At 33.8% G+C, this 24,604-nt stretch carries 25 protein-coding genes and 1 pseudogene; 11 read left to right on the forward strand and 15 right to left on the reverse strand.

Annotated elements, in window-relative coordinates; translation table 11 throughout:
- Positions 1 to 101 precede the first annotated feature (101 nt).
- Complete coding sequence (locus C7Y47_RS16495; RefSeq protein ID WP_132363093.1) at positions 102 to 575, forward strand: YbaK/EbsC family protein; 474 nt, start codon at positions 102 to 104, stop codon at positions 573 to 575.
- 50 nt (positions 576 to 625) lie between these two features.
- On the opposite strand, the gene C7Y47_RS16500 is transcribed toward C7Y47_RS16495, so the two are convergent.
- From C7Y47_RS16500 to C7Y47_RS16510, 3 genes are all read right to left on the reverse strand, one after another.
- Positions 626 to 1,885, reverse strand: a complete 1,260-nt coding sequence (locus C7Y47_RS16500) for a glutathionylspermidine synthase family protein (RefSeq protein WP_142509772.1) — start codon at positions 1,883 to 1,885, stop codon at positions 626 to 628.
- Positions 1,886 to 1,899: 14 nt separating this feature from the next.
- On the reverse strand, positions 1,900 to 2,592 hold the full coding sequence (locus C7Y47_RS16505) for a hypothetical protein (protein WP_142509773.1): 693 nt from the start codon (positions 2,590 to 2,592) through the stop codon (positions 1,900 to 1,902).
- Positions 2,593 to 2,739: 147 nt separating this feature from the next.
- A complete protein-coding gene (locus tag C7Y47_RS16510) occupies positions 2,740 to 3,786 on the reverse strand; it encodes a DUF418 domain-containing protein (protein WP_142509774.1) in 1,047 nt (348 codons plus the stop codon).
- A 218-nt stretch (positions 3,787 to 4,004) separates the two neighbouring features.
- Here C7Y47_RS16510 and C7Y47_RS16515 point away from each other — a divergent pair, with 218 nt between their 5' ends.
- Both C7Y47_RS16515 and C7Y47_RS16520 read left to right on the forward strand, forming a co-directional pair.
- Positions 4,005 to 4,268 carry a Parvovirus coat protein VP1-like protein gene (locus C7Y47_RS16515; RefSeq protein ID WP_142509775.1) on the forward strand — a complete coding sequence of 88 codons (264 nt, stop codon included), beginning with the start codon at positions 4,005 to 4,007 and terminating at the stop codon, positions 4,266 to 4,268.
- Between the two features lie 232 nt (positions 4,269 to 4,500).
- Positions 4,501 to 5,025 carry a GNAT family N-acetyltransferase gene (locus tag C7Y47_RS16520; protein WP_142509776.1) on the forward strand — a complete coding sequence of 175 codons (525 nt, stop codon included), beginning with the start codon at positions 4,501 to 4,503 and terminating at the stop codon, positions 5,023 to 5,025.
- A gap of 164 nt (positions 5,026 to 5,189) precedes the next feature.
- Here C7Y47_RS16520 and C7Y47_RS16525 read toward each other — a convergent pair whose 3' ends face one another.
- Positions 5,190 to 5,813: an HAD family hydrolase gene (locus C7Y47_RS16525; protein ID WP_142509777.1), complete on the reverse strand. Its 624-nt coding sequence runs from the start codon at positions 5,811 to 5,813 to the stop codon at positions 5,190 to 5,192.
- A gap of 135 nt (positions 5,814 to 5,948) precedes the next feature.
- Entirely contained in the window at positions 5,949 to 6,812 is an 864-nt protein-coding gene (locus tag C7Y47_RS16530) for an AraC family transcriptional regulator (protein ID WP_142509778.1), read from the reverse strand.
- A gap of 614 nt (positions 6,813 to 7,426) precedes the next feature.
- On the opposite strand from C7Y47_RS16530, the gene C7Y47_RS16535 reads away from it, so the two are divergent.
- Positions 7,427 to 7,810 carry an NUDIX hydrolase gene (locus C7Y47_RS16535; protein ID WP_142509779.1) on the forward strand — a complete coding sequence of 128 codons (384 nt, stop codon included), beginning with the start codon at positions 7,427 to 7,429 and terminating at the stop codon, positions 7,808 to 7,810.
- 134 nt (positions 7,811 to 7,944) lie between these two features.
- Here C7Y47_RS16535 and C7Y47_RS16540 read toward each other — a convergent pair whose 3' ends face one another.
- Together C7Y47_RS16540 and C7Y47_RS16545 are read right to left on the reverse strand one after the other, a co-directional pair.
- Positions 7,945 to 8,157: a hypothetical protein gene (locus tag C7Y47_RS16540; RefSeq protein ID WP_142509780.1), complete on the reverse strand. Its 213-nt coding sequence runs from the start codon at positions 8,155 to 8,157 to the stop codon at positions 7,945 to 7,947.
- A gap of 22 nt (positions 8,158 to 8,179) precedes the next feature.
- On the reverse strand, positions 8,180 to 8,356 hold the full coding sequence (locus C7Y47_RS16545; protein WP_132363113.1) for a sporulation protein Cse60: 177 nt from the start codon (positions 8,354 to 8,356) through the stop codon (positions 8,180 to 8,182).
- 381 nt (positions 8,357 to 8,737) lie between these two features.
- Here C7Y47_RS16545 and C7Y47_RS16550 point away from each other — a divergent pair, with 381 nt between their 5' ends.
- Both C7Y47_RS16550 and C7Y47_RS16555 read left to right on the forward strand, forming a co-directional pair.
- Positions 8,738 to 9,217 (forward strand): hypothetical protein, encoded by a 480-nt coding sequence (locus C7Y47_RS16550; RefSeq protein ID WP_142509781.1) that lies wholly within the window; start codon positions 8,738 to 8,740, stop codon positions 9,215 to 9,217.
- Positions 9,218 to 9,334: 117 nt separating this feature from the next.
- On the forward strand, positions 9,335 to 10,426 hold the full coding sequence (locus tag C7Y47_RS16555) for a hypothetical protein (RefSeq protein WP_142509782.1): 1,092 nt from the start codon (positions 9,335 to 9,337) through the stop codon (positions 10,424 to 10,426).
- 80 nt (positions 10,427 to 10,506) lie between these two features.
- Here C7Y47_RS16555 and glnA read toward each other — a convergent pair whose 3' ends face one another.
- A complete protein-coding gene (gene glnA / locus C7Y47_RS16560; RefSeq protein WP_142509783.1) occupies positions 10,507 to 11,841 on the reverse strand; it encodes a type I glutamate--ammonia ligase in 1,335 nt (444 codons plus the stop codon).
- A gap of 360 nt (positions 11,842 to 12,201) precedes the next feature.
- Positions 12,202 to 13,548 (reverse strand): sodium-dependent transporter, encoded by a 1,347-nt coding sequence (locus tag C7Y47_RS16565; RefSeq protein ID WP_142509784.1) that lies wholly within the window; start codon positions 13,546 to 13,548, stop codon positions 12,202 to 12,204.
- A 701-nt stretch (positions 13,549 to 14,249) separates the two neighbouring features.
- On the opposite strand from C7Y47_RS16565, the gene C7Y47_RS16570 reads away from it, so the two are divergent.
- Together C7Y47_RS16570 and C7Y47_RS16575 are read left to right on the forward strand one after the other, a co-directional pair.
- Positions 14,250 to 15,587, forward strand: a complete 1,338-nt coding sequence (locus C7Y47_RS16570; RefSeq protein WP_142509785.1) for a tyrosine-type recombinase/integrase — start codon at positions 14,250 to 14,252, stop codon at positions 15,585 to 15,587.
- A 2-nt stretch (positions 15,588 to 15,589) separates the two neighbouring features.
- A complete protein-coding gene (locus C7Y47_RS16575) occupies positions 15,590 to 17,392 on the forward strand; it encodes a site-specific integrase (protein WP_142509786.1) in 1,803 nt (600 codons plus the stop codon).
- 43 nt (positions 17,393 to 17,435) lie between these two features.
- Here C7Y47_RS16575 and C7Y47_RS16580 read toward each other — a convergent pair.
- A pseudogene (locus tag C7Y47_RS16580) lies at positions 17,436 to 17,927 on the reverse strand (site-specific integrase); the annotation flags it as partial.
- Between C7Y47_RS16580 and C7Y47_RS16585 the strand changes: the two are divergent.
- Positions 17,924 to 18,169, forward strand: a complete 246-nt coding sequence (locus C7Y47_RS16585; RefSeq protein ID WP_142509787.1) for a hypothetical protein — start codon at positions 17,924 to 17,926, stop codon at positions 18,167 to 18,169. The pseudogene C7Y47_RS16580 and the gene C7Y47_RS16585 overlap by 4 nt on opposite strands.
- A 432-nt stretch (positions 18,170 to 18,601) precedes the next feature.
- On the opposite strand, the gene C7Y47_RS16590 is transcribed toward C7Y47_RS16585, so the two are convergent.
- The gene (locus C7Y47_RS16590; RefSeq protein ID WP_142509788.1) at positions 18,602 to 18,889 is read right to left on the reverse strand and encodes a hypothetical protein; all 288 of its coding nucleotides are present in this window, start codon (positions 18,887 to 18,889) and stop codon (positions 18,602 to 18,604) included.
- Positions 18,889 to 19,188, reverse strand: coding sequence for a DUF2089 family protein (locus C7Y47_RS16595; protein ID WP_142509789.1), 300 nt, complete (start codon positions 19,186 to 19,188; stop codon positions 18,889 to 18,891). The genes C7Y47_RS16590 and C7Y47_RS16595 overlap by 1 nt, the downstream gene beginning before the upstream one ends.
- A gap of 649 nt (positions 19,189 to 19,837) precedes the next feature.
- On the opposite strand from C7Y47_RS16595, the gene C7Y47_RS16600 reads away from it, so the two are divergent.
- Both C7Y47_RS16600 and C7Y47_RS16605 read left to right on the forward strand, forming a co-directional pair.
- A complete protein-coding gene (locus C7Y47_RS16600; RefSeq protein WP_142509790.1) occupies positions 19,838 to 20,179 on the forward strand; it encodes a PadR family transcriptional regulator in 342 nt (113 codons plus the stop codon).
- The gene (locus tag C7Y47_RS16605) at positions 20,176 to 20,952 is read left to right on the forward strand and encodes a permease prefix domain 1-containing protein (RefSeq protein WP_142509791.1); all 777 of its coding nucleotides are present in this window, start codon (positions 20,176 to 20,178) and stop codon (positions 20,950 to 20,952) included. The genes C7Y47_RS16600 and C7Y47_RS16605 overlap by 4 nt, the downstream gene beginning before the upstream one ends.
- A gap of 841 nt (positions 20,953 to 21,793) precedes the next feature.
- Here C7Y47_RS16605 and C7Y47_RS16610 read toward each other — a convergent pair.
- The 3 genes from C7Y47_RS16610 to C7Y47_RS16620 form a co-directional block, all read right to left on the reverse strand.
- A complete protein-coding gene (locus tag C7Y47_RS16610; protein ID WP_142509792.1) occupies positions 21,794 to 22,648 on the reverse strand; it encodes a malate synthase in 855 nt (284 codons plus the stop codon).
- 569 nt (positions 22,649 to 23,217) lie between these two features.
- A complete protein-coding gene (locus C7Y47_RS16615) occupies positions 23,218 to 23,766 on the reverse strand; it encodes a GNAT family N-acetyltransferase (RefSeq protein WP_142509793.1) in 549 nt (182 codons plus the stop codon).
- Between the two features lie 259 nt (positions 23,767 to 24,025).
- On the reverse strand, positions 24,026 to 24,292 hold the full coding sequence (locus C7Y47_RS16620) for a hypothetical protein (protein ID WP_142509794.1): 267 nt from the start codon (positions 24,290 to 24,292) through the stop codon (positions 24,026 to 24,028).
- Between the last annotated feature and the right edge of the window lie 312 nt (positions 24,293 to 24,604).

The following is a 24,604-nucleotide window of genomic DNA, read 5'->3' on the forward strand; positions in this document are numbered from 1 at the left end:
ATACCATATTTATATAATAGGTTATTTTCGAAAAGTAACACAACTATATATTCTGAAAATTATGTTAAAATAAAATGAAGTATTGTAAGGAGGTATTACATATGGCAATTGAAAAAGTACGTGAACATTTAGCACAATGGAATGTGCAACACAAAATACAGGAGCTAAACGAAAGCTCGGCGACCGTTGAACTAGCAGCACAGGCACTTGGCTGCGAGCCTGAACGCATTGCGAAATCCTTATCGTTTCTCGTGAACGATGGCGCGATACTAATTGTTGCTGCAGGCGATGCCAAAGTCGACAATGCAAAATTTAAAGCGGCCTTTGGTACAAAAGCAAAGATGCTTGGGAAAGATGAAGTTCTTGAAAAGATCGGACACGATGTAGGAGGTGTTTGTCCTTTCGGCGTGAATGAGGGCGTTGCTATTTATTTAGATGAATCACTTAAACGCTTCACAACGGTATTCCCTGCATGTGGTAGTAGCAACTCCGCCATTGAGCTTACAATTTCTGAATTAGAAACCTATACTCCCTATCAAGAATGGATTAACGTCTGTAAAGGCTGGAATGAGTAATAGAGTATAAAAAACGGCGAAACTTTATTAAAAGTCTCGCCGTTTTTTAGTTAATTTTCTTTCTTATATCCAACAGCTAACCAGTGAGAATCCCATTCTGTAATTTGATTACCTACTCTACAAGATAAGCCACATGCACGATTATCAGCGATAAATGAGCCGATTAACCATTTCTTTGTTTGTAATCCATCCTTTAGGTTTATCGTTATAGAGGGCATTTCCACATACTGCTGATAAATAAACAAATTATCATTATAATGGGTATACGCAGAAGCATTTGTTTTCGTACCATCCCCTGCATAGATTTCTACAGTATTCCCTTCCCGAGAATAGACAGGTTTCTTTACAAACGGCAAGTTTTCCTGTACAAATAGTTCTGCCGAAAGGTACGTTGGCAACATATATTTCTGAATAGCAGCTCGTTCTTCTGCATTAAAAAGAAGCGGATCATTTTTGCGTTCCCAAATTAACCATAATAAAATTTTCGATTGCAATACATATGCAGTGGGTGCATTGATAATAGCTAGCTGTCCATCTTTTACGAGTTCCAGTAAATGTAGGCCAATACGATCACCATCGGAAGACATATCATCTATTAAAAACTCTACTGGGTGTGCAGGACGATATAAAATATCAATTTTCTCCATGGCAGGTGTATAAAGGCCTCGAGCTATATTAGCAGTGTTACTAGAAAAAATGATTAGCTCTTGAATAGGAACATACTCCACATCAAAAGGTATACATTTCTTTAAAAACTGTACCTGACAATATTCCTCATAATCTTCCGCGGCCGTTTTCCCTGTAATGACAATTTTAGGTTTTTTTACATCATTTAAATAATGCATAGCCGCAAAGAGTGCACCAGACAAGGATTTATGTAATGCTGAAACATCATTCGGACTATCAAATCCTAAATGCTGACAAAGCGCTTCATTGATCTCAAAGGTTTCTTGGACAAGAAATGGCGTTTCACCATTTAATTCAAGACATTTTATTTGTCCGTCCTCTGAACAAATAAAATCGAAGCGAGCCAGTATCGATTGTTGCTGTAAATAATCTAATTGAATATATGGTAGCATTTCAGAACGAATGCCTAGTGCTAAAAGTTGTTCATCCGATAAATGCTTAAATTGTTTCCCAACCTTTAAAAATATTTTCCAAAGTATAGTAGATGCATAGTTAATTTCATCGATTTTCTCTTTGGGTAAATCTAGTACATCGTACAAGGCATACTCAAGATCCTCAAAGTCAGGAAAGAAATTAGGAAATTGAGAATAAAATGCTTGGCGTTGTTGAAAATATTTATCCATATTGATTTCTCCTTTTAAGAAGATGAAGAGCCACCTCGAGAGGCACCACCTGAGCCAAAGCCTGATTTCCCTGTGCTAGATGATGAGTGATTTGAATAAGAATTAGAACTATTCGTTGATGAACTTGAACTATTTGAGTATGAACGCTTGCCACTCGAATAAGACTTGGAACCGCTTGTATTTGAATTTGAACTATTTGTTGTTGAGTTATTTGAGCTACTAGATGTTGTACCAGACGGATTTTGAGAGCCATTCGTCGTAATTCCATTAGAATTCGCATTTTTACTGTCGCTCGTATTGCTATAATTCGTTCGTGGTACTGCTGAACCACCACCTTTGTCCTCTCTGTCTGTACCATTTCTTAAATTGCGACTTTTATAAATAGCACTTCCTATCATCGCACCGGTAGTTGCATACATAAGTCCATTGAAGAAATGATGTGCATAATACGGCGAATTTTCATCTAAACATTCGAACGAACCATCATCATTTTCTTTCCATTTCTTACATGAATTTGCCATGTCACTGTCATAGACACTTTGTAAACCATTCCCTGCTGTTGAAGTATTATTTTCTTCCGTTGTATTATCTGTAATGGCAGTAGACTCTTTGACAGTCTGAGTTTCTGTATTCCCGCACGCGGCTAATTGCATAGCCATAAATGACGCTGTTGTGACTGTTATGTATTTTTTCATTTGTTTTGCCATATCCTATTTCTCCTTTATGTCGATACCTATTTTACGGATGTCTACTTCTTCAGGTTTCATTTTTTACAAATTCATACATTATCATAGCACTAAAAACTCCCTGACGGATTGGAATCATTTACCGCAAGGGAGTTTCGTACAAATCGTTTACTTATTCGGCACTGTTTTTCTTCCATAGGTCATAAAGCGCCATACTTTCTCAAATGGCCCCATTTTAAAGAATTTGAACCAAATGACACTAAAGAGAATTTGAATGATAAAAATTAAGATTGCGATGATTACTACATCAGAAGGCGAAACAACTTCAAGCCCCATTAATGACATAATAGCTAGACCAATAAAACTTTGAGCTAAATAGTTTGTAAATGCCATCTGACCAACTCGCCCAATTGGCTTAAGAAACTTCGCGATGCTTTTATTCTCCAACATAACAAATAGACAAGTTAAATAAAAATACGTTGTCGGAATTACCCCTAAACCAATAATCAATTGTAGATGTGGATCTTCCCCTTGAGCAGCAAACCAAATCCAAAGAGAGATGCCAACAAAGAGTGGGAATGTCACAAATTGTAGCCACTTTATTTGTTTTGAGTATTCACTAATATGACTAATCCAATTAGCTTTTGCTGCTAAAAAACCAGTTAAAAACATGATAAAAATAGTAACGGCATCATTTCCTAATATCCCAAAAACAGTCGATAATGCTCCTTGATTTGGCATAAATAGTTGTCCAAGAATGCTAAGGACATGAACGGCAATGATAGCAAATAGCCATTTACCAATTGTTGAAACCTTTGCATTATAGAAAGGAATTAATAAAAAACCTATTACTGCATAGATAGCGAGGATTGAACCCCAAAAAATAAACACATGGACAATACCAATTAATAATAAAGCTAGTAAACGTCTTGCAAAACGCCATCTTGGCTTATCGCCACGCGCTTCTGCACGTGAAGCAAAAATGTAAAAACCTACACCAAAGAGAAATGAAAAAATGGAAAAGAATTTCTTCTCAATAAAAATATCAATGAGCGTATCAATAATGCCGTTAATTCCACTATAGTCAGGCATCGGTCCTCCCTCTACTATCATCTGGTAGGCCGCTACATTTATAAACAGAATGCCAAATAACGCTAGCCCTCGAATAATATCTAAGGAAACGATTCTTTCTTTTTGAGTAATGGATGAATTCATTCTTAAAACTCCTTATCTTTCATACTTTACGAACTATGGCTATCATAACCTTTCATCCTTACAGTAGTTTTTTGAAAAGCTTACAGGAACCTTACATTTATAGATTTGTCTCATCAGTTAATGCTTTTTTCACTTACATTAGTTTTTAATCCCCTCCTACAAGCAAAAATTTCATATTTTATAGTAATCATTATTTTTTTAATAAAGGAGAATAGATGATGTACAGATACCGCACATTTGGTTTTTGCTACCCGGGTTATAAATACTGTGGACCAGGGTGTTCAGGACCAGGTAGACCTATCAATGCCGTAGATTCATGCTGCAAATTACATGACGAATGTTATGCTCGATATGGTAGATCAAGATATTGCGATGAAATGTTCCAAAATTGCTTACGACCACAAATGAACGCCAATACTAAAATGGCAAGAGATGCTAAATTGTTTTACAATATCTTTGGAATGCGTAATAGATTCTTTTAACTCATAAAAAATGCTCACGATGTTATTTTTCCACCGTGAGCATTTTTTATGAATTAAGATTTTGTATAAACTGCATATCTTTATATATAAATATCGTTTAAGGGAATTATTGGGGTTATTGTTTAATATTTAAATATTGTATACTGGGTACATAATATTTGAAGGGACTGAATTATGCACAGATAGCAATATTTTCCATCCAGACTTCATTAATAACTTGGAGGTAAAAGTATTGATAGAACAAATTTACACAAAAAGATTATATTTAAGAAAAATGAAAATGGTTGATACTCATCGTTTATTTAAAATTTGGTCAGACCCGGAAGTTACAAAATTTATGAATATCACTAATTTTACGCATGAAGAACAAGTGAATGACATGATTAAGCTTTTTGATGAATTAGCTGAGGAGCGCAAAGCTATTCGCTTTACTATTATCGAGAAGGAATCAAATGAGATAATCGGCTCTTGTGGATTCAATGCATTTGACGAAGTTAACGCCTCAGCAGAAATCGGCTATGATCTTGCTAAAGCTTATTGGGGAAAAGGCTATGCGCCAGAAAGTATTTCGGCTTTAATTGATTATGCTTTCACCACTTTAAACATAAATAGAATTGAAGCAAAAATTGAGCCTGGTAATGTAAATTCTATAAAGGTAGTAGAGAAATTGAATTTTACTTTTGAAGGAACATTTCAGGAAAAAGAAGAATCAAAAGAATCTTTTTATGGCATTAATGTTTATTCTTTATTAAAATAAATTGCTATTACTGAATCGGAATCCAAATTTCAAAATAAAAATCAAGGTTACATGGATTTTTGTCCGAGTTCAATTCCTACTCAGCTTTCCAAGAGGTTTGTTTTGTACTTCGTAGCCAAAACAGAGTATAGAGACCGTCAGAAAAGACAGACTCTACACTCTGTTTAAAATATTTTTAATAAATCTATTGGCTTTTCGATGATATAGTCATATTCCTCTGGCTTACCAAAACCATATGAAGCAAAAACAAAAGGAATCCCTGCAAACTTTGCAGAAAGCATATCTCCCTGCGTATCTCCCACATATACAGCTTTTTTTATGTGGTTTCTTTTCATAATTAATTGAATATTTTCTCCTTTTGACAAGCCTGTACGCCCCGGATTTTCAAAGTCAAGAAAATATTTCTCTAGTTTATGAAATGCATAAAATGTTTCTATGTAGCCTTCTTGACAATTGCTTACAATGAATAAGCGGAATTTTTTTGAAAGAGCTAGTAAAGTTTCTTCTAACTGCGGATATAAAATACCGCCATTGCGTAATAAATCATCTTGCTCTTGCTGGCAGCATGCTAATATAAGCTCCATCTGCTTTTCTTCATCAAGATAATCAAATAATATAGCAGCTATTTCTTGAATTTGTAAACCCATCGTTTTAGATAAATTTTCTTCGGTTATTTTTCCTTTACCGTAAGGAGACCTCTGAACTACCTGCGTCCATGATTGCGCTACTGTTTTGCTTGAATCCCAAAGTGTCCCGTCTAAATCGAAAATAATGCTATCTATGTCCATATGCATCCTCCTTCATTAATATTATACAAAATATGGATGTTTAAAAAGCGAAAGTTTCTCTTAAGGTGTTTAGATTGAACATCCTCACTACAAATGGATTTGGCAAACTAATCGTTTACCAAATCCATTTTATCATTATTGAATCGGAATCCAAATTTCAGAGTATGAATCAGGGCTATATGCATCTTCATCAGGGTAAACTTCAAGTTCAGCCGTTCCTGCTGGTTTATATGGATTGGATGGGAACCACTCTGAATATATTTGTTTCCATGTATTTTGCATAGCATCTGGCATAGGGCCATGCACCTCAAAGACTACCCACTTCGATGCAGGTACTTCCATCGCTAATAGATTTTCTCCCACTTCCCCTACATGATCCGTAGCAATCCAGTAATCAATGAAACCATTTTGCCCTTGGTCTGTATTTGGTACACAAACACCTAGCACCCCTTTGATGCTTCCGTTATTTAATTGGATAAGTTGATGATCGAAGTTTTTCGAATTCATCTCATTCCAAAATTGAGGAATGCCCTGTAAGTTCTCACCATTTTGACTATTATATGTTCTTTTTACCCCTACCACTTGAAACTTTTCTTTTTCTACGATTTTATACTTCATTGGTTCTGCTCCCTTCAGGCTTACCTGGATGACCAGGCGATTGTATGATTGTAGCTGTCCTTGCTTCTTTCTTGCTTCACTAGGCGTTAGGTTATGTTGCTTACGAAATGCCTTGGCGAAAGCTTCAGGAGAGTCATAGCCATATTTGTAGGCGAGATCGATTACTTTTTGTTCTGTATTTATTAACTCCTGTGCAGCTAATGTTAGCCTTCTACGTCTTATATAATCTGCAATAGACATATCCGTTAAAATCGAGAAAGTCCGTTGAAAATAAAAGACCGAAGAATTTACCTCTCTTGCAATTTGCTCCATTATGATGTCATCTAATAAATGCTCTTCGATATAATTTATTGCTTTTTGAATCGACTCAATCCAACTCAATTGCTCTCACTCCTTGGTTATAGCTTAAAACATCAAAATTAGTTATTCCTGTCTTTTTATGCTAACTTTGGACAGGTAAAAATGAAAGCTTTATTTTTTATTTGCTTATCACCATAACGTCAGGTTGATTGCCGTTTCGACTGGGCGCTTTGTTGTCGCTGTCGCTTCGTTACACTGCGCTTTCGCACAGAGCAAAGCTTCCTCGGGGCGTCCAATGAGCCGCTAAAGAGTCGCCCAATCTTCAGAAAGAAACGCCAAACCGAAGGAAGAACTCGCCGAAGTGACGGAAAGAATCGCCAACGACGGAAGAACCCATTGAAGTAACAGAAAGAATAGTCAAGTCCTTAATATTGTGTAAAATTCTATAAAAAGTTTTTTAATCCTGACTTTAGTTTTGTCAAATCGTCCATCTTATGTGTTTGATTTCGCCACTAAATGTGTCAGTTGCGCCGCTAACCAAGGGAAGAACGCCGCTAAAAATCGCCAGAGCGACGGATGGAATCATCGAAACGACGGGGATCGACCGATATGTAAATAATTAACAAATACAATACCTATTTTTAGATATTATAGGTTAAGATTATAAATAAAAAGTTAGATTGGAGGTTTTTATATTGGTTAAATGGCGAGGTGCTGCAGGAATTTGCTTAAATGAAGACAATGAATTATTAATGGTTTTGCAAGGAACTAAAGAAGAAGCAAAAACATGGGCAGTACCATCAGGCGGAATAGAAGCTACTGAAAATTTTGAGACATGTTGTATCCGCGAAGTGTATGAAGAAACCGGATTTATAGTAGACATCGTCAGAGAAGTGTTACATAAAAATAATGATGTAGTAGAAGTTCGCTATTTCGAAACAATCGTTAAGGGTGGACAAATGACGCTACATGATCCCGACGAATTGATTTATGAAATTGCGTGGAAATCAAAAGATGAATTACTAGATTTAACATTAACCTTCCCTGAAGATAGACAATTTCTATTATCATTGTTTTAATAATTGAATCATCATGACTTAGGATGGATGGTGGTAGGAAGACCCTATCGAAAGCTTATTACCTGGCATTACCTCTCGCATATCCACAACCGCGGGTATTTCCCTTTCACCCGCGGATAACTCTTCTATTATGATTACTTCATTTTTACTTTTTCAACGGCAGCTTCATATATCAATTCATCATCAATTTTAATATATTGATTTTTCGCTGCCTTACAATAGCCTTCTTGTTCTAAAAAATGCTTGAGTTTAGATTTCTTCGCAAATATTTTTTCAATGACATTTTTCTCCACTCCAGATTCATCACCTGTTCTTGTAGCAATTGATACCCAATATATTTTTGACAAGTTATTTCCCCCTCTGGATCAATCATTTATAAATAATTAAAGCTGAATGTATAACTGTATGTTCCCCTATATATAACGTATTGTATTTAATATCAACTATTAAATACTCGCTTAAATCAAATAGAGCGTTATTAATATCATGTTCAAATTGTACAATATCATTATTTTGGATCGTAACTACTTGAGTCGCTTGCGTCATACATTTTCACCCTTTTCTTCTAATCATAGATTAAAAGGAAGTATTTGTCACAAAATATTTTCGGTAGTAGCCGGGAACGCAAAAGGAGTAGGAAGATTATTATACCCGAATATTAGGTAATACATACTTTAAATTCCATTATAACCATGAGATGATTAGAGCATTAAGATGAATCCCTCGATTTCGTTTTAAAGGTGTTACAACCATTTATCTTACTTGGTTGTTGGTTGTTATTTATCGATATCGTAGTAGCGACAGTACAAAACATAATATTAAATAGTTCTTGCTTACAACTTTTGTGTTTTAAATGACAGATCTTTGAAATTTTTCATCTGTCTAAATTTAATGTTTAGCTGGTACTGCTAAAGAAGGAGTTTTAGTATGGATATAAAAGTAACAGCCGAAGTATATAGGTTAGGGATTATAATAGGTTTTTATACTGTTCAGGATGTGATTAAATGGGCTGATAATGTTATTGAACGCCTTGATAATCCACCTTATGAAGTAATTGCAATCTCATTGTCTTCACAGGAAAAACCCATTGATGTCTGTTCGAAATTAAATTTGTTCAAAGGAGGCTTAAATAATGACGACCTTCCTTCTAAGATATTACTCGGACTGCTGAATGACTATTTTATTTCAAGCAACAACTTATCAGATGTTTTTTCAATGTTATTTCGATTAAGTGACCATTTACAGTTAGAAGACAGTAATAAGTGGATAGAGGTTGAAATGAATTACTTATCGGATGCTTTTTATTTAGCAGACCAAAATATATATGGTGATTTGAATGAAGTGGGTACCAATTTAAAGAATTATTTATCTCAGTTCGGAGATTATGTAAAATATTTATCCATATAGCGGCATTTATGAACCATTGAGTTGTAATATGATTGGGAAACCATTTCCCTAAAATTCATTAAAAAAAAACATTAACACAGTCTATAAAAATATCGTAGTTCAAATGGAGAGATTCACTTGAAAATAATAGAGAGAACAATAATACTATCATGTGCAGCTATATTCCTATTCATTGTTTTTAAAGCCGTATATAATGGTGTACTGTCAAATAGATCTTTAATGAAACCACAAAGTTCAAATTATTATCAAATAATCGATAAAGATTTTAATAAAACAGTAGACGTACCTTTTACTGATATCACCTCATATAGGGGTAATGGTAACTATATTTATATGAGCGTAGATCAAGAGAGTCCTTCTCTTGATAATAAAATTGTTCAATACAATCGCAAGACTCAAAAATACTCAACGATTTTTAACAGTCAATTCAAATTCCCCTCAGTTCAAGGGATAGAATTAAATGATAATTGGTTAGTATGGGTAGATGCCGATGAAAGTGGGGGGCAATTGAACCCATATTTTATGAATTTAAAGACGAAAAAAATTCAACCGTTGACAAAAGAAAATGAAGAAAACGTTACTAATGATTTTCCCATTCTAATCGGAGACTATGCCACTTGGATTCGAATGGATAGAAAAGATGATAAAGCGGAAGTTATGCTTAAGAATCTCAGAACAGACGAAACAGTAAGTATATTTAATTTAAATAGCTTTACATATAGTTTGTCTGCAAAGGATGGAAAAATATTATTTACTGATAAAAAAGATCATTTTGGATACCTCTATTTATATGATGTGAAAAGTAAAGAAATAAAAGAATATAATAGTTCATATGAATTTATTGGTAGAGCAAGACTACTAAATGATCAACAATGGGTTTATCTAACATTTGACGACCCTTCTGAACCTTCAACTGCTGATGAAAAGCTAATTTTTTATGATGCTTTGACAAATCATACGCAAGAAGTTGTTTCGGATATTGATAGTGTAAGTGATCTTAACACTGATTTTAATAATCAACTATTTTTATATTTCAATGAAAATGAGTACTATAAACAATTTAGGATAAAGGATCATCTATTAGTTGAGGATGGCTGGTTAGAAATGCCTGATATTTTTAGATTTTCCGCTGAAAATGGTTTTTATATCTATAAATATGAACTAAATGAAAAAGGCAAATTAATAATTCAAAGTCAGCTAACTAACTAATAAAGGCTACCCCAATTAAAGAAAAATTGGGATGGCCTTCTTCTTTAGTTCAAAAAGGTGTTAGACCCAACACTCCCGTTCTAATACATTTTCAAATATTCTTCCCGCTCCCAATTATGGACGCGTGTGCGGTATTTATTCCATTCTATTTCTTTAGCAGCCGTGAATTTTTCAAAGATATGATCTCCGAGTGCTTCACGTACGGTATGATCCATTTCTAGTTCAAGGAGTGCATATTCCAATGACGATGGGAGGTTGTCGATATTATTCAATTCACGTTCTGCTCGTGACATTTTATAAATATTGCGATCTACAGCATCTGGTGGTGTAAGATCTTTGCGAATGCCATCGAGCCCAGATGCTAAAATAACGGCCATTGCTAAATAAGGATTCGCTGCTGGATCGACAGAACGCAGCTCGATACGTGTTGATATTCCTCGTGAAGCTGGAATTCGAATAAGTGGTGATCGGTTTTGTGCAGACCATGCTACATAGCAAGGAGCCTCATAGCCCGGCACTAATCGTTTATAGGAATTAACAAGTGGGTTTGTTATTGCTGTAAAGCCGTGTACATGTTTTAGTATCCCTGCCATAAAGCTACGCGCCGTTTGGCTTAATTGCAATTGTGCACGTTCATCATAAAACGCATTTTTATCCCCTTCAAATAATGATAAGTTGAAATGCATTCCAGAACCGTTAACACCGAATAGTGGCTTTGGCATAAAGGTTGCATGCAGTCCATGCTGTGCAGCTATCGTTTTTACAACAAGTTTAAACGTTTGAATATTGTCACATGCTTCGATCGCACTTGCATATTTAAAGTCAATTTCATGTTGACCAGGTGCAACCTCATGGTGCGATGCCTCAATTTCAAAGCCCATTTCTTCTAACTCTAATACGATATCACGCCGACAGTTCTCCCCTAAGTCAGTCGGGGCTAAGTCGAAGTACCCGCCACTATCATTCAACTCAAGTGTTGGCTGCCCCTTTTCATCTACCTTAAATAAGAAAAATTCTGGCTCTGGCCCTAAATTAAATGAGCTAAAACCTAATTCCTCCATCTCCTTTAAAACTCTCTTCAAATTGGAACGTGGATCACCTTCAAATGGTGTACTATCTGGTCTAACAATATCACAGATAAAACGAGCCACCTTACCTTTTTCAGCCGTCCAAGGAAAAATAACGAAAGTATCAAGGTCAGGGCTCAAGTACATATCTGATTCCTCAATGCGTACAAAACCTTCAATTGATGAACCATCGAACATAATTTTATTGTCCAATGCTTTTTCTAATTGACTAACTGGTACTTCAACGTTTTTTATTGTTCCTAATATATCAGTAAATTGTAGGCGAATAAATTTTACATTTTCTTCCTTGACGCGGTATTTAATATCTTCTTTTGTATAACGTTCCATTCTTCACCACTCCAATGTAATTTTAATTAACACAATTCTTTTATAACTGTTTTTAAAATACATTAAAAAGATGGAAAACGCAATATTCATGTGAGGTTTTATTACATACATTTTATCGAATATATTAATCTTTTTTTCAGATAGATAGAAAGCCCCTTTTACTTACGCGACAGTTTCTATCCAAAAGCGGGAGACGCTCTGCAGATGTTTGAACACCCGCTGAAAAGTAAATTCAAAAGCGTATACATCTCACCACCTATCAAGACGGGAGACTTCCGTACCTATCGCTACGCTTTCGGTACAAAAAACAGAAATTAAAAATAGGTTGCATCCCTTCAAACGGAACGCAACCTACTCACTTTAATATTGTAAAAGCATATTTACAAACACAACGATAATCACAAAAGGTACTACTATTAACATCAGTAATCGATACGTTGAATAGAACCCCTGCCCCATTTGACTTCCTATTAATAATTCCTTCTTCACAAATTCTTTATCAACTACATACGCAATAAAGATAGCAATCAATAAGTTACCTAACGGAAGCATTAAATTAGAAACTAAAAAGTCAGTTGCATCAAAAATCGTTTTTCCAAAAATTGATACATCAGCTAATGTACTTGATGAAAGCGCTGCAGGAATCGCCGCAATAAAGACTACTACACCTAGTAGCATCGTCAATGCAGAACGAGACATACGTCCCTTCTCCATAAATGCCGCTACAATAATTTCATACAAACTGAATGAAGAAGTTAACGTTGCGAATAAAAATAATAATAAAAACATCGCTAAGAATATTTCACCAAATGGCATTTGACTAAATGCTGTTGGCAAAACCATAAACAGTAAGCCGGGTCCAGATGCTGGTTCTAAATCAAAAGCAAATACAACTGGGAAAATTGCTAATCCTGCTAAAAACGATACAAGCACAGTGAGAAGAACAACGGAGCCTGCGGAATTAGGTAAGCTCACATCTTTCTTTAAATAGGAGCTGTACGTCACAAGACAAGAAAACCCTACCGCTAAGCCAAAGAAGGACTGTCCTAACGCTTCTAATATAGCCTTTCCAGTTATATTGGAAAAGTCAGGCCATAAGAAGAATTTAACCCCCTCCATTGCTCCATCTAATGTTAAAGCCCTCGCAACAAGCACAATAAACATAATAAATAATAAAGGCATCATCCACTTATTGGCTTTTTCTATACCATTTTGCACACCAAGTGAAATAACTAATACATTTACTAGCGTAAACAGCCCTAAACCTAGTAATGTAATCCAAGGTGTTCCTACAATCTTTGCAAATAGTTCACTAGGATCAACGGAAGGATCAATAACAGCCCCAGTCACACCAAGGCCACTATATATAAAAATCCAACCCCCTACAACACTGTAAAAACTTAATAATAGAAAACAGCCGAGCACACCCATACGACCAACCCAAGCCCAACCTGTTTTCCTAGGTGCAATTTTTTTATAAGCAGTCACAGCCTCAGACTGTGTACCACGTCCTAAAATATATTCTGATAATAACATCGGTAAACCAATCAACAATGTAAATAGAACAAAAATTAGGAAAAACGCTCCCCCGCCACTTTGTCCAGTAACATATGGAAGCTTCCAAATTGCCCCCAGTCCGATTGCAGCTCCAGCCGATGCTAAAATAAAGCCTAGTTTACTAGACCATTGACTCTTTTTTTCACTCATCTCTTCAAACTCCTCTAACTTACTCAACTCTTCCTTATTCTACAATAAAATAATACACTCGACTAGATTAATTCTATATGTTACTTTTACGTAATATTATCCAACATCTCAACCATTCTACATAAAAAAACCTCGAAATTCTGATACTAGTATTACAACCTATTTACCTGTATATGATTACATAGTTTCTATCATGCGATATAGTGTAATGGGTGCGTTTGTAAGAGTGTTTGTAGGCTGGGGGTTAGGTAGAAGAACCTCAGAGGATAAACAATGAATTAAATCACACATCAATCTGTGGGCTTGTGCGTAAAATTACACACAAGTCCTTTTGTTATACTTTCTCAATCACAGCTTAACAAAAGACTTTGTAGCTCCCATCAAGCAATCTGTGTCAATGAATTTAGTTATGAAAGGTTCGAGGAGTGTCAAGAAAGGATTTATTAAACATAAAAGAGAAAAGATGACTACTCTGTAAGATTAAGTACAAGTAATTGTACATGAAGTCTTATTTAATAGTGTTTAACTTATAATGTTGCACATTTAATAAAAATGCACATTACTAAATGCTTTAATTTAGTGGTGTGCTATTTTATTTTGCAATCTTTCTCATTTAGATTTGTTAAAAGACTGAACATTTTACAATAACGAAAAAAGACATTAACATAAGAACGTTCGTTCTTTTTGAGGGAGGTTAATAATTGTATTGGTTTGAATATTGTCCTAAACATATCGAAAGTAAGTATGAGCTACTTGTATTTAAAGAAAATCACCCCTTTCTACCTTTAACAGATTACTACCATGACTGTTTAGGAAGAATAGACAAAAGTTCTGCAATATCCTATTTGAATTGTCTACTTCCATTTTTTAAATGGTTAGAGAAAGAAAGCAACTATCAAGGAGAGAAAGTGCAATGGAATGATCCAGAAGAAAAAATACGTGTTGTGGTTGAAGATTATTTGATGTATGAAATGAAGTGTAAGATTCGTGATAAAGACACATTTCGCTTTGTAAATTTAACTAGTAAAAGTCCTAATACGATAAGTCGTTTTTTATCGGCATTAAAATCTTTTTATAAGGCTATGATTCGTTTGAAACGGTATCCGTATAGTAATCCATTAATAGATGGTCAAACTCTCTTGCACAGCTATAAAGTTGAGATAAAGGGTGTTCGAGATGATAAGCCAAGAATGCCTTCAATTGCAGGTACAGAAGAAGTTATCCCTCATAGAAGATTAACGGATTCCTATTTTAAAATTATCAATGAAGAATGGCAACCACAAATTATTGATGATATAGATCTACCTTATCAAGTATATCAAGCTGGAAAAAAAGCAAGTTGGTCACTTCGTGAAATGGTGATAGCTCGTATGCTATTTGAAACAGGTGCAAGAGCCTCAGAAATTATTGAATTAACAGTTGGTGATTACCGCAAACGTAAAAGTCATCAAGAATTTATTACCTTCAATAAGGGGAGTCATGGTAGAAAAATAAAGTTTATACGTGTTAGCAAAGATACGGTGAAAAGATTGTTTCACTACATAGATACTGAAAGAAAACTCTTTGATGAGAATCATTTAAATTTTGAACAATTACCTGATGATGCCCCTATCTTTTTATCATTAAATGGAACACCTCTTACTTATCACGCTTGGTACTACCACTGGAATCGAGCAATGAAGAGTAATGAACTAAGTTTAAATCCACATAAAGCAAGGCATTGGTTCGTTACTTCTCGATTACAAGAGATTTATAACGTTGCACAAAATGAAACAGAAATTCATCAACGAAAAAACGAGCTGATTAAATATATGAAGTGGAAAAATCCAGATACGATGAATGTGTATGAGCATCATTTTGATGAAACGAAACATCGAGAAGCTCATGAGAATATGTTGGAGCAAATGCAGAAAAATGAAGAGGATTTTATTAAACAAAAATCTTTGAAGAAATCAAAACCAAAGCTTGAAGTCATTGAATCATCTATCATCGAAAACTTTGACGAAGATTTAAAAGAATTGTTAGAAGGGTTGGAATAAACTTGGATGAAATAACGCAGTCAAGACCTAAAACAGAATGGTACGATAAAATGCTTGGGCAAATGGATACTCGATTAATGTGTCTACAAAATAATAAAGTTGAATTTTTAATTGATAAATTAGACGAACGGGTGCTTAAATATCTGTATAACAACTGCTTAACTTTCGATTGGAAAAATCAATTGTTTCTTATAGCTTTAATTGGAGTAGCCAGGAATACTGACAATCACAGTATATTGACTGTAGTAAAAAGATTTCATCCAAGATTCAAAGATATTTTTAGAGAATATAACATTACTTCATTTTCAGATTTCGAGCCGGAAATTCATTTATACAAATATTTACAAGGTAAGATTTGTGCTAATTCTTCTAACCATATGAAAATGTCATTAATAAAAGAATATAAATCATCTGAATACTATACTGAAAAGTGGATTAATAATAATCTTCCTACAGATGAACAACAATATTATAAAAAGTTTTTATTACCACCCTTTTCATATGATAGTAGAGAGTTTACCTTTACTAAATTAGCCAAAGAACAAGCCCAAAACACTCGTAAGGATGAAACAGACGCTATTGTGCCACATCTTGCAACAATACGTGCAGAAGCAAATCTACGATGGAATCAAATGAAGAGATTGCGAGATGCATTTCATCAACAAATAAGGGTGATAGAAACCGATTCACTATCATTACCGATTGAATTTTCTTATGCAGAACCAAAACGTATTGGGGAAGTATTTTATTTTCGCTTATGGGACAAACCTTCCTTTGTACTAAACCATCAAAAGGATTTTTCAGATATTATTATAAAGCAAGCGACAGAAAAAAAATCGACTTATTCTGATGAAAATAATGCTTATTTCCTTGAGTTTATTCGTGCTGAATCAAAAGAGAGTGATTCAGTAGCAGAAGGTTTTTGGTTTAATGAATTAATTGAGCAGAATGTTATAGGAATGTGGTCAAGAAACAGACACATTGAAGAACATAAGAAAATTTTAAATTTCTTGTCTTTATGGGGATACAAGTCTGAAAATGAGCAAAAACCCTCTCCGTTTTTTTCACAACATAAAGGAATACTAACACCTTCACAATTTATCGCTTTACACAAAGACAAAGCAGAAGGCTTACTAATAGATGTAGAACCGTTTTATGTGGCTTGTACATTTGGATTATTAGCCATCGACATTTTAACAACAACAGGTGCAAGACTGAACGAATTACTTCAAATTAGTAATACAAAAGAATGTATTGAGGTTAAGAAAATTAATAAAAAGCTTCATTACTCCTATAAAGCTATTCCTAAAGGAAGTGATTCATTAGAAAAATTTTATTTAAGTAAACAAACGATGGAACATATTCAAACGGTATCAAGGATGTTAAAAGCACATTATGACAGCGATAAAATTCCAAGTGTCCCATACAGCCATCTAAGAAAGCACTTATTCCCCACATCTATGCCTTATTATTTCCAATATGAAGGTAAAGCATTACAAGGAAATGCTTTATACAGTTCCATTCGATTTTTACTTCATGGATTATTATTTGAGAGGCAGAACGGAAAAGCTGTAACTATAAAAATACACCTATTACGTCATGCATTTGCGACAGAAGCTGTTCAACGTCAAAAAATGCCGATTGATATTGTGCTCATACAGTTCTTCATTACGCTTAATGGTATTCATATGTATGCCTTTTCCTTTATCATCAAGGGCTTTCGAATGCTCACTAATGTTATGATAGGTTACAGGAATTCCTTGTGTGACAAGAAAGTCAATAGTTTGTATGCCAATAGAAACTGAACGCTTCTTACGTTGCTGATGTACTTTATCAAGCCACTGATGATTATCTAAATGGATTCCTTTTGGTGATTGGTTCATAACTACGTTCCTCTCTATATTGCTTAATTAAATCAATCTCTTTCAATTCAATCTTAGCTTGCTTTGCCATCTCTTTCGCTTTCCGAACTTCGACCTCTAATCCCATTTGTTTAAATCGTTTTTCCATATCTTTTGATAATTGAATGATTTCTAATAATTCATCCTCTTGATCTGGTTCGGGTATTTTTGCTTTGCAGCCTAAACACTGCATTTTAGTGGGGCAAACATAATCTGTAACACAAGTACCACCTAATACTTTATTGAATACACCAACTTTTTCTGCGTGGACATCGAATTCTTTTTGTAACTCTTGTGGACTTCTTAAATATATATCATCAATGTCTACATAACTTGAAATGACATCATGTAGCTCACTTACTGATTCTGCAATTTGTGTAGGTGTAGGAGCTGAATAATACCCTGTTACATTCAAATCCTTCTGATGCAGCATTTTTGCATTACAAAAAGCATAGTAGAACTTATAAAATAAAGAATGCTCGTAAAAAGCCGGAGAAGCCTTCTAAATTTGATGAATCCACTTTAAGACGGATTTCCCCTGAACGAGATTTAAATAATGCTAGAAAGAAATATATGCAGCTTTCTAAAGAGGAATTAGTTAACCGTTTGATTGAAGTAGAACAATATGTTGCAGAAAATCAGAAGCGATGGGTTGCTAATCATTTTGAGCAGTTTAAATAGAGAGTTTATGAGATGCCCTGATTGCCTTGTTAGATTGTTTTTAACAAGGCTACCTTATTTTTTCAACGTTAAGAAATATGCAGGATTTTATTCAATAAAGTCGAGCATGCATCCATGAACGAAAAACCACTAAAACATTGCTATGACTGACTTTTGAAGAGAGTGTATAAAATTATTTATAAACAATGTCCATAAGAAAAGCCACGAAATGTTGTTTTAACAATATTCGTAGCTTAATGGTGTATCTCCAAGCTTGCATTTGGGAACGTTTATTAGATTTATTTTGTTTACATTATAAATCCTTGTTGCACTAAAGCACCCCGTTAGTGAAATAAGACTGTACAAAAACTCTTTTTGCCTAAAATTAAGATATTTCATTTTGACTCTACCTATAAACGACTTATGCGAATAATTAACAACTTCCCATTTTCTCTATTTCATGTCGTGAGTTTTCATTTTATCCAGTTCCTTTTTTCTTTTCTCGTGAAGATACTTTCTACCTCCATTCCATTCTGCACATAGGAAAAGTATCCCTAATAATAGATAAAGGATAAAGCCCATATTACTTTCAATATGATTCGTTACAGACAGCCATGTCAAAAATACAATATATGCTACTGGTAAAATTGCTCCCCAATAGATATTGTTCCTAGTTGAAAAGAAGAATTGAACAGCTAAAATACCAGCAATAATAAAAACCCCATAAATACCAAATGACATTATTTCTCATCTCTTTCTTGTTTATATTTTTCAATAATTAATTTTGCATCTGCTACACTTATGCGATCATCAATCGACAGGCTCTTGATAAATTTAATAAATTCCTCGTTTTCTACGGCATCATTCATTTTTATTTTATTGATTAATCTATCAAGTTTAAGTCTTACCGTTGGATACGATACCTCATAAACCTTTGCAATCTCTTTTAAAGAACCTGAATGAAGTACTAAGTTTTTAACAAACTCTAAATCCTCATTTTCCAAGACTAAAATCCAGTTTGGAATATTGTTAATATCCACATATACGCCCTCCTTTTATTTTTATTAATATAAGTTTAACATAATTATAAATAATGTTAAATTATTTTTTAATTTTATTAAAAATAATGTGTTGTTTTTCTTTAATTATAATAAAATAAAAAGAATCCATTTTGAATTAAACTCCTCAAATGGACTCTTTCCTTATCAATTCAACTATGGCTTTTTTTAAATTAAACTTACTTTATTGGAGTATTCCTCTACTGAATCATCACCCCATAGTTTTTTAATATATGAAGCGAATAAGTTATCATTGCAAATACCTTTCTTCCTCCACTATCCTGCACCGTTAGTTGAGTAAAAAATAAGAGCTGTCTAAACAGCTCAATATTCTTCAAATAAAGCTCCCTTTAGTTCAACAAAATGAATTGCAAGGACAACCTTTATACATAAGATGTGGGCAAAGAACCCGATTGAACATCCTCCGCCGCTATCGGACAAAGGATATTTATCGGTTGATTGCACAACCGATATTAGCTCTCTTTCTGATGAGTATGTCGCTAATATGTTATTAAAAATCAGTGATAGACCGATATAAAAATCACCCTCAAAAAAAGGGTGATTTTTAAATAATTTAATACCTTGCTTTATTAGGTAATGTATATTATAAATAAGTAAAGAGGTGTAAAAATTGGAAATTAACAAAGAGGTTTTAAAAGGGCATATTGATACATTAATCCTCTCGTTATTACATACCAGAGATATGTATGGATATGAAATAGCAAAATTGGCTCGTGAAAAAAGTGGAGAACAATTTGAACTAAAAGAAGGTACACTTTATTTGTCATTAAAGAGATTAGAAAATAAAAAATGGATTTCTTCTTACTGGGGTGATGAACAAGGACCAGGCGGAAGAAGAAAATATTATAAACTTACATCATTAGGTGAAGAGGGCTTTGAAGAAAAGCGTAAGGAGTGGCAATTTGTTAAAAAAATTATTGATACATTTATTGAAGGGGGAGAAAAAGCGTGAAACAAATAGAATCATATGTTAATGAAGTTTATCATAGTGTCGGTGGGAGCAAGAAAGAAATCGAAGAATCAAAAACAGAGATGAAAAGTCATTTGATAGAGGCTGTCAACGAATTAAAGGCAGAAGGAAAATCTGAACAAGAAGCAATTGAAATTGCTATCCAAAGATTCGGCGGAGAAAAGGAAATGCGTTCCGTCGTTGGTCAACTGTTTAAAACACGAAAAACATTTGCTAAACGGGTACTTATCACCGCACTAGCATTTCTTGTAATATGTGGGATACTTCTTGGTATGGCAATAAATAAGGAACAAAAAATGGTGAGTGTTGAAAACGAGACCTTTAATCAAATATCCAAGGTGTTAGAAAACAACGAAAGTCTTTCGCCATTTCTTCAAGAAAAGATAAAATCATTGGTGGAAAATAAAGATAATATCAAGTCAGTTAAAATAACCAATTTAGGAAATGCACAAGAAGAAGCGTTTGTATATGAAAATGAAGTAGTGGCTCCAAAGTGGTTGTATAGCTATTATGATCACGGAAGCAGTGATGATAAATGGTCTCTCTCTATGGAAATACAAAGATTCAATGATTTCGTAATTATAGATTTACTTGCGGGTATTGCCATCTACTGGATTATGTTTACCATTTGGGCAACAATCAATGCCTATCATCATAAACGACTAAACATTAATTGGATATGTGCATTTGCCTTATTTAATGTTTTAGGATACTTGGTTTATTATTTTTCTGGCAAAAGAGCAACAGTAAATTAACTTAAAGGTGAGGCTTAGGGGATACTATTTTCATCATTATTTTAAATACCTCACTAACATATTCTTAGGCTCTAAATAGCTGAACATCGAATTTTTATAATTCCTTTAAAGTATAACATCCTTTCGTTATTGAACTAAACTGCTCCGTTTGTTGAATAAGAAAAAGATGGGATCTCTGTGGAATCTCATCTTGAAGTAAAGCACTCCTTTAGTTTAAGTGTATTCATTCACAAATAGTTTTTTCAATATATCTCTTTCTAAAGAGACTGATTCTAAATTAAAATTAATGAGGCTGGGACAGAACTCGATTATTTTGAAAAATAGCGAAAGCAGATAATAACTTTTTCGCTTCAATGAGTAGCGTGTTCCTTCCTAAATCAAAAAATGTTAGACCGAAATGCAATCGGTCTAACATTTTTTCTTTTTGTCCCAGCCTCCTCTAAAAACCGTTCTTACTTATGATACGGTTCTCCGCTAATGAAATTTTCACTTAATTAAACCAACTAATACCATACATATAAAAGACGAAATCATTCCCAAAAGTACAAAAAAGCACTTAATAAAATTCACTCTTGAAAACATTTTATTTTCATCAAATTCCTTACTATTATCCAAAATAAGGTATGGATATACTGGAAATGTAAATTTAACGTTGTAAATCCGCATAAATCTTACGAGACCCCAAAAAGAACGAATCCCATTAATAAGAATTCGTTCTTGATAAATAATTATATTAACTTCACACGTTTATTAGCAAACAGAGCCAGGCACTGTTCGGCATTAGTGATAGATAGGAGAATATGTCAGTCTCCTGTCATTCTTATTATCTTTGGGCTAACGTTTAAATACGCATTAATGCGCCATTAGGCTTTGGTAACTCTTGAGCTGTTATCTGATTCATTATACAAAAATGTTTAAAAAATTGTTGTGCCAACTCTCGTTCATTTGGGTCACTTTTCAACGAAACTATATCAAGCAAAATTTGAGCCATCCATGTATTTTCAAAATAACGGTATTTACCTGTATTCCATGTCATTTTTTCGGGGAATTTTTCATTTATATAATATTGCCAGAAAAGCAGCTGATCTGATTCCTGTTCTGTAAGTTGAATTCTGTATTTTGAATGAGCAGGAATATTTCCATCTTCACAAAGCTTACCGATAAAATCTTCATTCACCATATAGACACCCAAGATACGTCTGTCTTTTTCAGGCATGCCGGAATCTATTGCTGTTAATAGGACAGCGCTATTTTGGTGCAAGCGGCTCGGCTTGTTTGGCTTTCCTTTGTTATTACCACTTTTTAAAACGCCTGAAAAAACTTCCCACTCTGAAAAAGAACTATTCTGTTCTTCTGTGTCACACCAAAAAACCATTTGTGATTCGAGATGAAGTTTATGGTTTTTCATAAGTTTTTCGTGTTCCCAGCGAAGTTCGAGTTTTTTTCGTTGTAGTTTTTTTTCCTCTTCCTTCTTCCGTTCTTCCTCCCTTCGTTCCATTTCCTTTTTTTGTATTATTTTTTCAAGTGAATTAGCATCACTTTTATCATGTAGTTTTAGGTGCTTTCCAAATACATCAGGGAAAACAAACATTTTATTTTCCGATGCGAAATGTATTTCAATACTAGAATCATTATGTTTAACTATACTACCCGTGCCAAAACGCTTGTGTGTAACTTTCTTATTGATTAGATTCATTATTCTAGTCCTCCTTATGGAAAAAACAGTTACTATTAGATAGTAAATTAATAATTTTATTCAACTAACTTCCTTTAAAGCTCTCATAGCTGTTTTTATTTCTTTCTTGGGCTTAAAAAGGATATTAAAAAAACGTATCCAAATTCTATCTGCAAAAAGGACAGCGGAATTCAAATACGATTGTAAGACAATTGTAACATTTTTTAATAAATTTGCAAATTTATTATTGACAAAATATTTTGTAATAAGGTAAAATAAAATATTTATTCACTGAATACCCTTAAAATAACTATGAAATAAAGGCCTCCAAAAATTCGTGAAACTTCTGAAGGCCGGGATCCTGTTGTCACACATGGAATGTTACTTTAGGAGTTATTTTGCACCCATATTAAGTGCTATTTTGCACTATGAGTAAATATAAAAAGCCTAATTTCTTATTAAAATTAAGAAATTAGGCTTTTTTCGTTGCTCCATTAAAGCACCTGTTAGTTTAAGTATATTACTTCACAATCTGCTAATTGAATGATTCCATATTTATGTATTAAAAAGCTATCAACGTTACACTTGTATCATTTTGGATTATTACAATAGCATCTTTTAAAATCACATTTAAGTAATGCCATAATAATTTCATCTGAGTACGAATCGTTATAATATAAGGATTGACGTAAGACTCCTTCTTTTATAAACCCAACCTTTTCATACGCTCTAATTCCACGCAAATTATGGCTAAATACTTCTAACTGTAAACGATTTAATTGAAGTTGTTCAAAAACAAAACTTAGAACAATTTTTGTTGCTTCAGTACCATATCCTTTACCTGTTAATGAAATAGAAGCCATCGATATTCTGAATCCTGCTTTTTTGTTCTCCTCATCTATATCGAAAATCGATAACTCCCCGATCATTTCGTCAGTGCCTTTTAAACAAATAGCGAAATCATAGCGACTTGAATCATTATTAATATTTTCAATATGTGTCTTAATTTGAACCAGTGAAAAATTAGAATTCGTTCCAGTCATATAACGTATTTCTTTATCCATTGTATTTTCTAATAAAATAGGTGCATCTAACTCGCAAAGAGGTCTTAAATAAATTCTCTCACTCTCTAATCTCATTTTAACTTTCTCCTTAATTGTTTTATGTTCATTTTTAATTTCCCCACTTTTTTTACCATAATACTACTTCAACGCCATTCTAAGAATACCTGCTTATTCAACTAACCAGCCTCGTTAGTTGAAAAGAAAAAGATGGGGTCTTTGTGGAATCCCATCTTGAAGTAAAGCACCCCATTAGTTTAAGAGGGAAATTAAAAAAATAATATAACCTTTTATCATTTTCCGACAGAAAACTCACACTTCTATAAGTGTGAGTAGTTCAAGTTTCGCCCATAAACACAAGTAGTACGATTGACAATGAAACGCCAATGACATAAATCCCAAAAACAATCATAGGGGAATACTTCCAAAATCCTTTTTCTCTTTTTTTAAAGCTCTGAACACTAAATATTATTCCTATGACGAACATAATAGCCCCAACGAAGAATAGCCAAGCAGCATTAAGTTGAAAGTAATAAAAACACGCTACACAAATAAGTCCTACTACTGAAAATAATGTAGATAATATCCCTTTTTTTCTGAGCATTGTTTACCGCCTCCTTAATTTCTACAATTACTGTAAGGACGAACAAAATGAACATCAGTCCCAGTTTTAATTAATTTTACCATTTAAAATATACAGAATCCATTACTGCTTATTGAACTAACCTGCTCCGTTAGTTGAATAGCAACAATCTTTTAGAAAACAAGCCAAGATTAAACAGCTAAGCCCTTGGAATACAAGGCTAAAGCCGTTTAATTTTGTATCATATTTATTTCGGTATAAATGCTAATTTAAATATGTACATTCCTGCTTGAATAACTATGTACAAAAATGCTCTTTCATTTCATACTAATA

Source organism: Lysinibacillus sphaericus (assembly GCF_006864135.1).
Taxonomy (GTDB): domain Bacteria; phylum Bacillota; class Bacilli; order Bacillales_A; family Planococcaceae; genus Lysinibacillus.

Excerpts from the sequence above, each read along its gene's own strand:
- C7Y47_RS16495 (WP_132363093.1), top strand. The coding sequence starts at position 102 with ATGGCAATTGAAAAAGTACGTGAACATTTAGCACAATGGAATGTGCAA.
- C7Y47_RS16500 (WP_142509772.1), bottom strand. The coding sequence starts at position 1,885 with ATGGATAAATATTTTCAACAACGCCAAGCATTTTATTCTCAATTTCCT.
- C7Y47_RS16505 (WP_142509773.1), bottom strand. The coding sequence starts at position 2,592 with ATGGCAAAACAAATGAAAAAATACATAACAGTCACAACAGCGTCATTT.
- C7Y47_RS16510 (WP_142509774.1), bottom strand. The coding sequence starts at position 3,786 with ATGAATTCATCCATTACTCAAAAAGAAAGAATCGTTTCCTTAGATATT.
- C7Y47_RS16515 (WP_142509775.1), top strand. The coding sequence starts at position 4,005 with ATGTACAGATACCGCACATTTGGTTTTTGCTACCCGGGTTATAAATAC.
- C7Y47_RS16525 (WP_142509777.1), bottom strand. The coding sequence starts at position 5,813 with ATGGACATAGATAGCATTATTTTCGATTTAGACGGGACACTTTGGGAT.
- C7Y47_RS16545 (WP_132363113.1), bottom strand. The coding sequence starts at position 8,356 with ATGACGCAAGCGACTCAAGTAGTTACGATCCAAAATAATGATATTGTA.
- C7Y47_RS16550 (WP_142509781.1), top strand. The coding sequence starts at position 8,738 with ATGGATATAAAAGTAACAGCCGAAGTATATAGGTTAGGGATTATAATA.
- glnA (WP_142509783.1), bottom strand. The coding sequence starts at position 11,841 with ATGGAACGTTATACAAAAGAAGATATTAAATACCGCGTCAAGGAAGAA.
- C7Y47_RS16565 (WP_142509784.1), bottom strand. The coding sequence starts at position 13,548 with ATGAGTGAAAAAAAGAGTCAATGGTCTAGTAAACTAGGCTTTATTTTA.
- C7Y47_RS16590 (WP_142509788.1), bottom strand. The coding sequence starts at position 18,889 with ATGTCATTTGGTATTTATGGGGTTTTTATTATTGCTGGTATTTTAGCT.
- C7Y47_RS16610 (WP_142509792.1), bottom strand. The coding sequence starts at position 22,648 with ATGAATCTAATCAATAAGAAAGTTACACACAAGCGTTTTGGCACGGGT.
- C7Y47_RS16615 (WP_142509793.1), bottom strand. The coding sequence starts at position 23,766 with ATGAGATTAGAGAGTGAGAGAATTTATTTAAGACCTCTTTGCGAGTTA.
- C7Y47_RS16620 (WP_142509794.1), bottom strand. The coding sequence starts at position 24,292 with ATGCTCAGAAAAAAAGGGATATTATCTACATTATTTTCAGTAGTAGGA.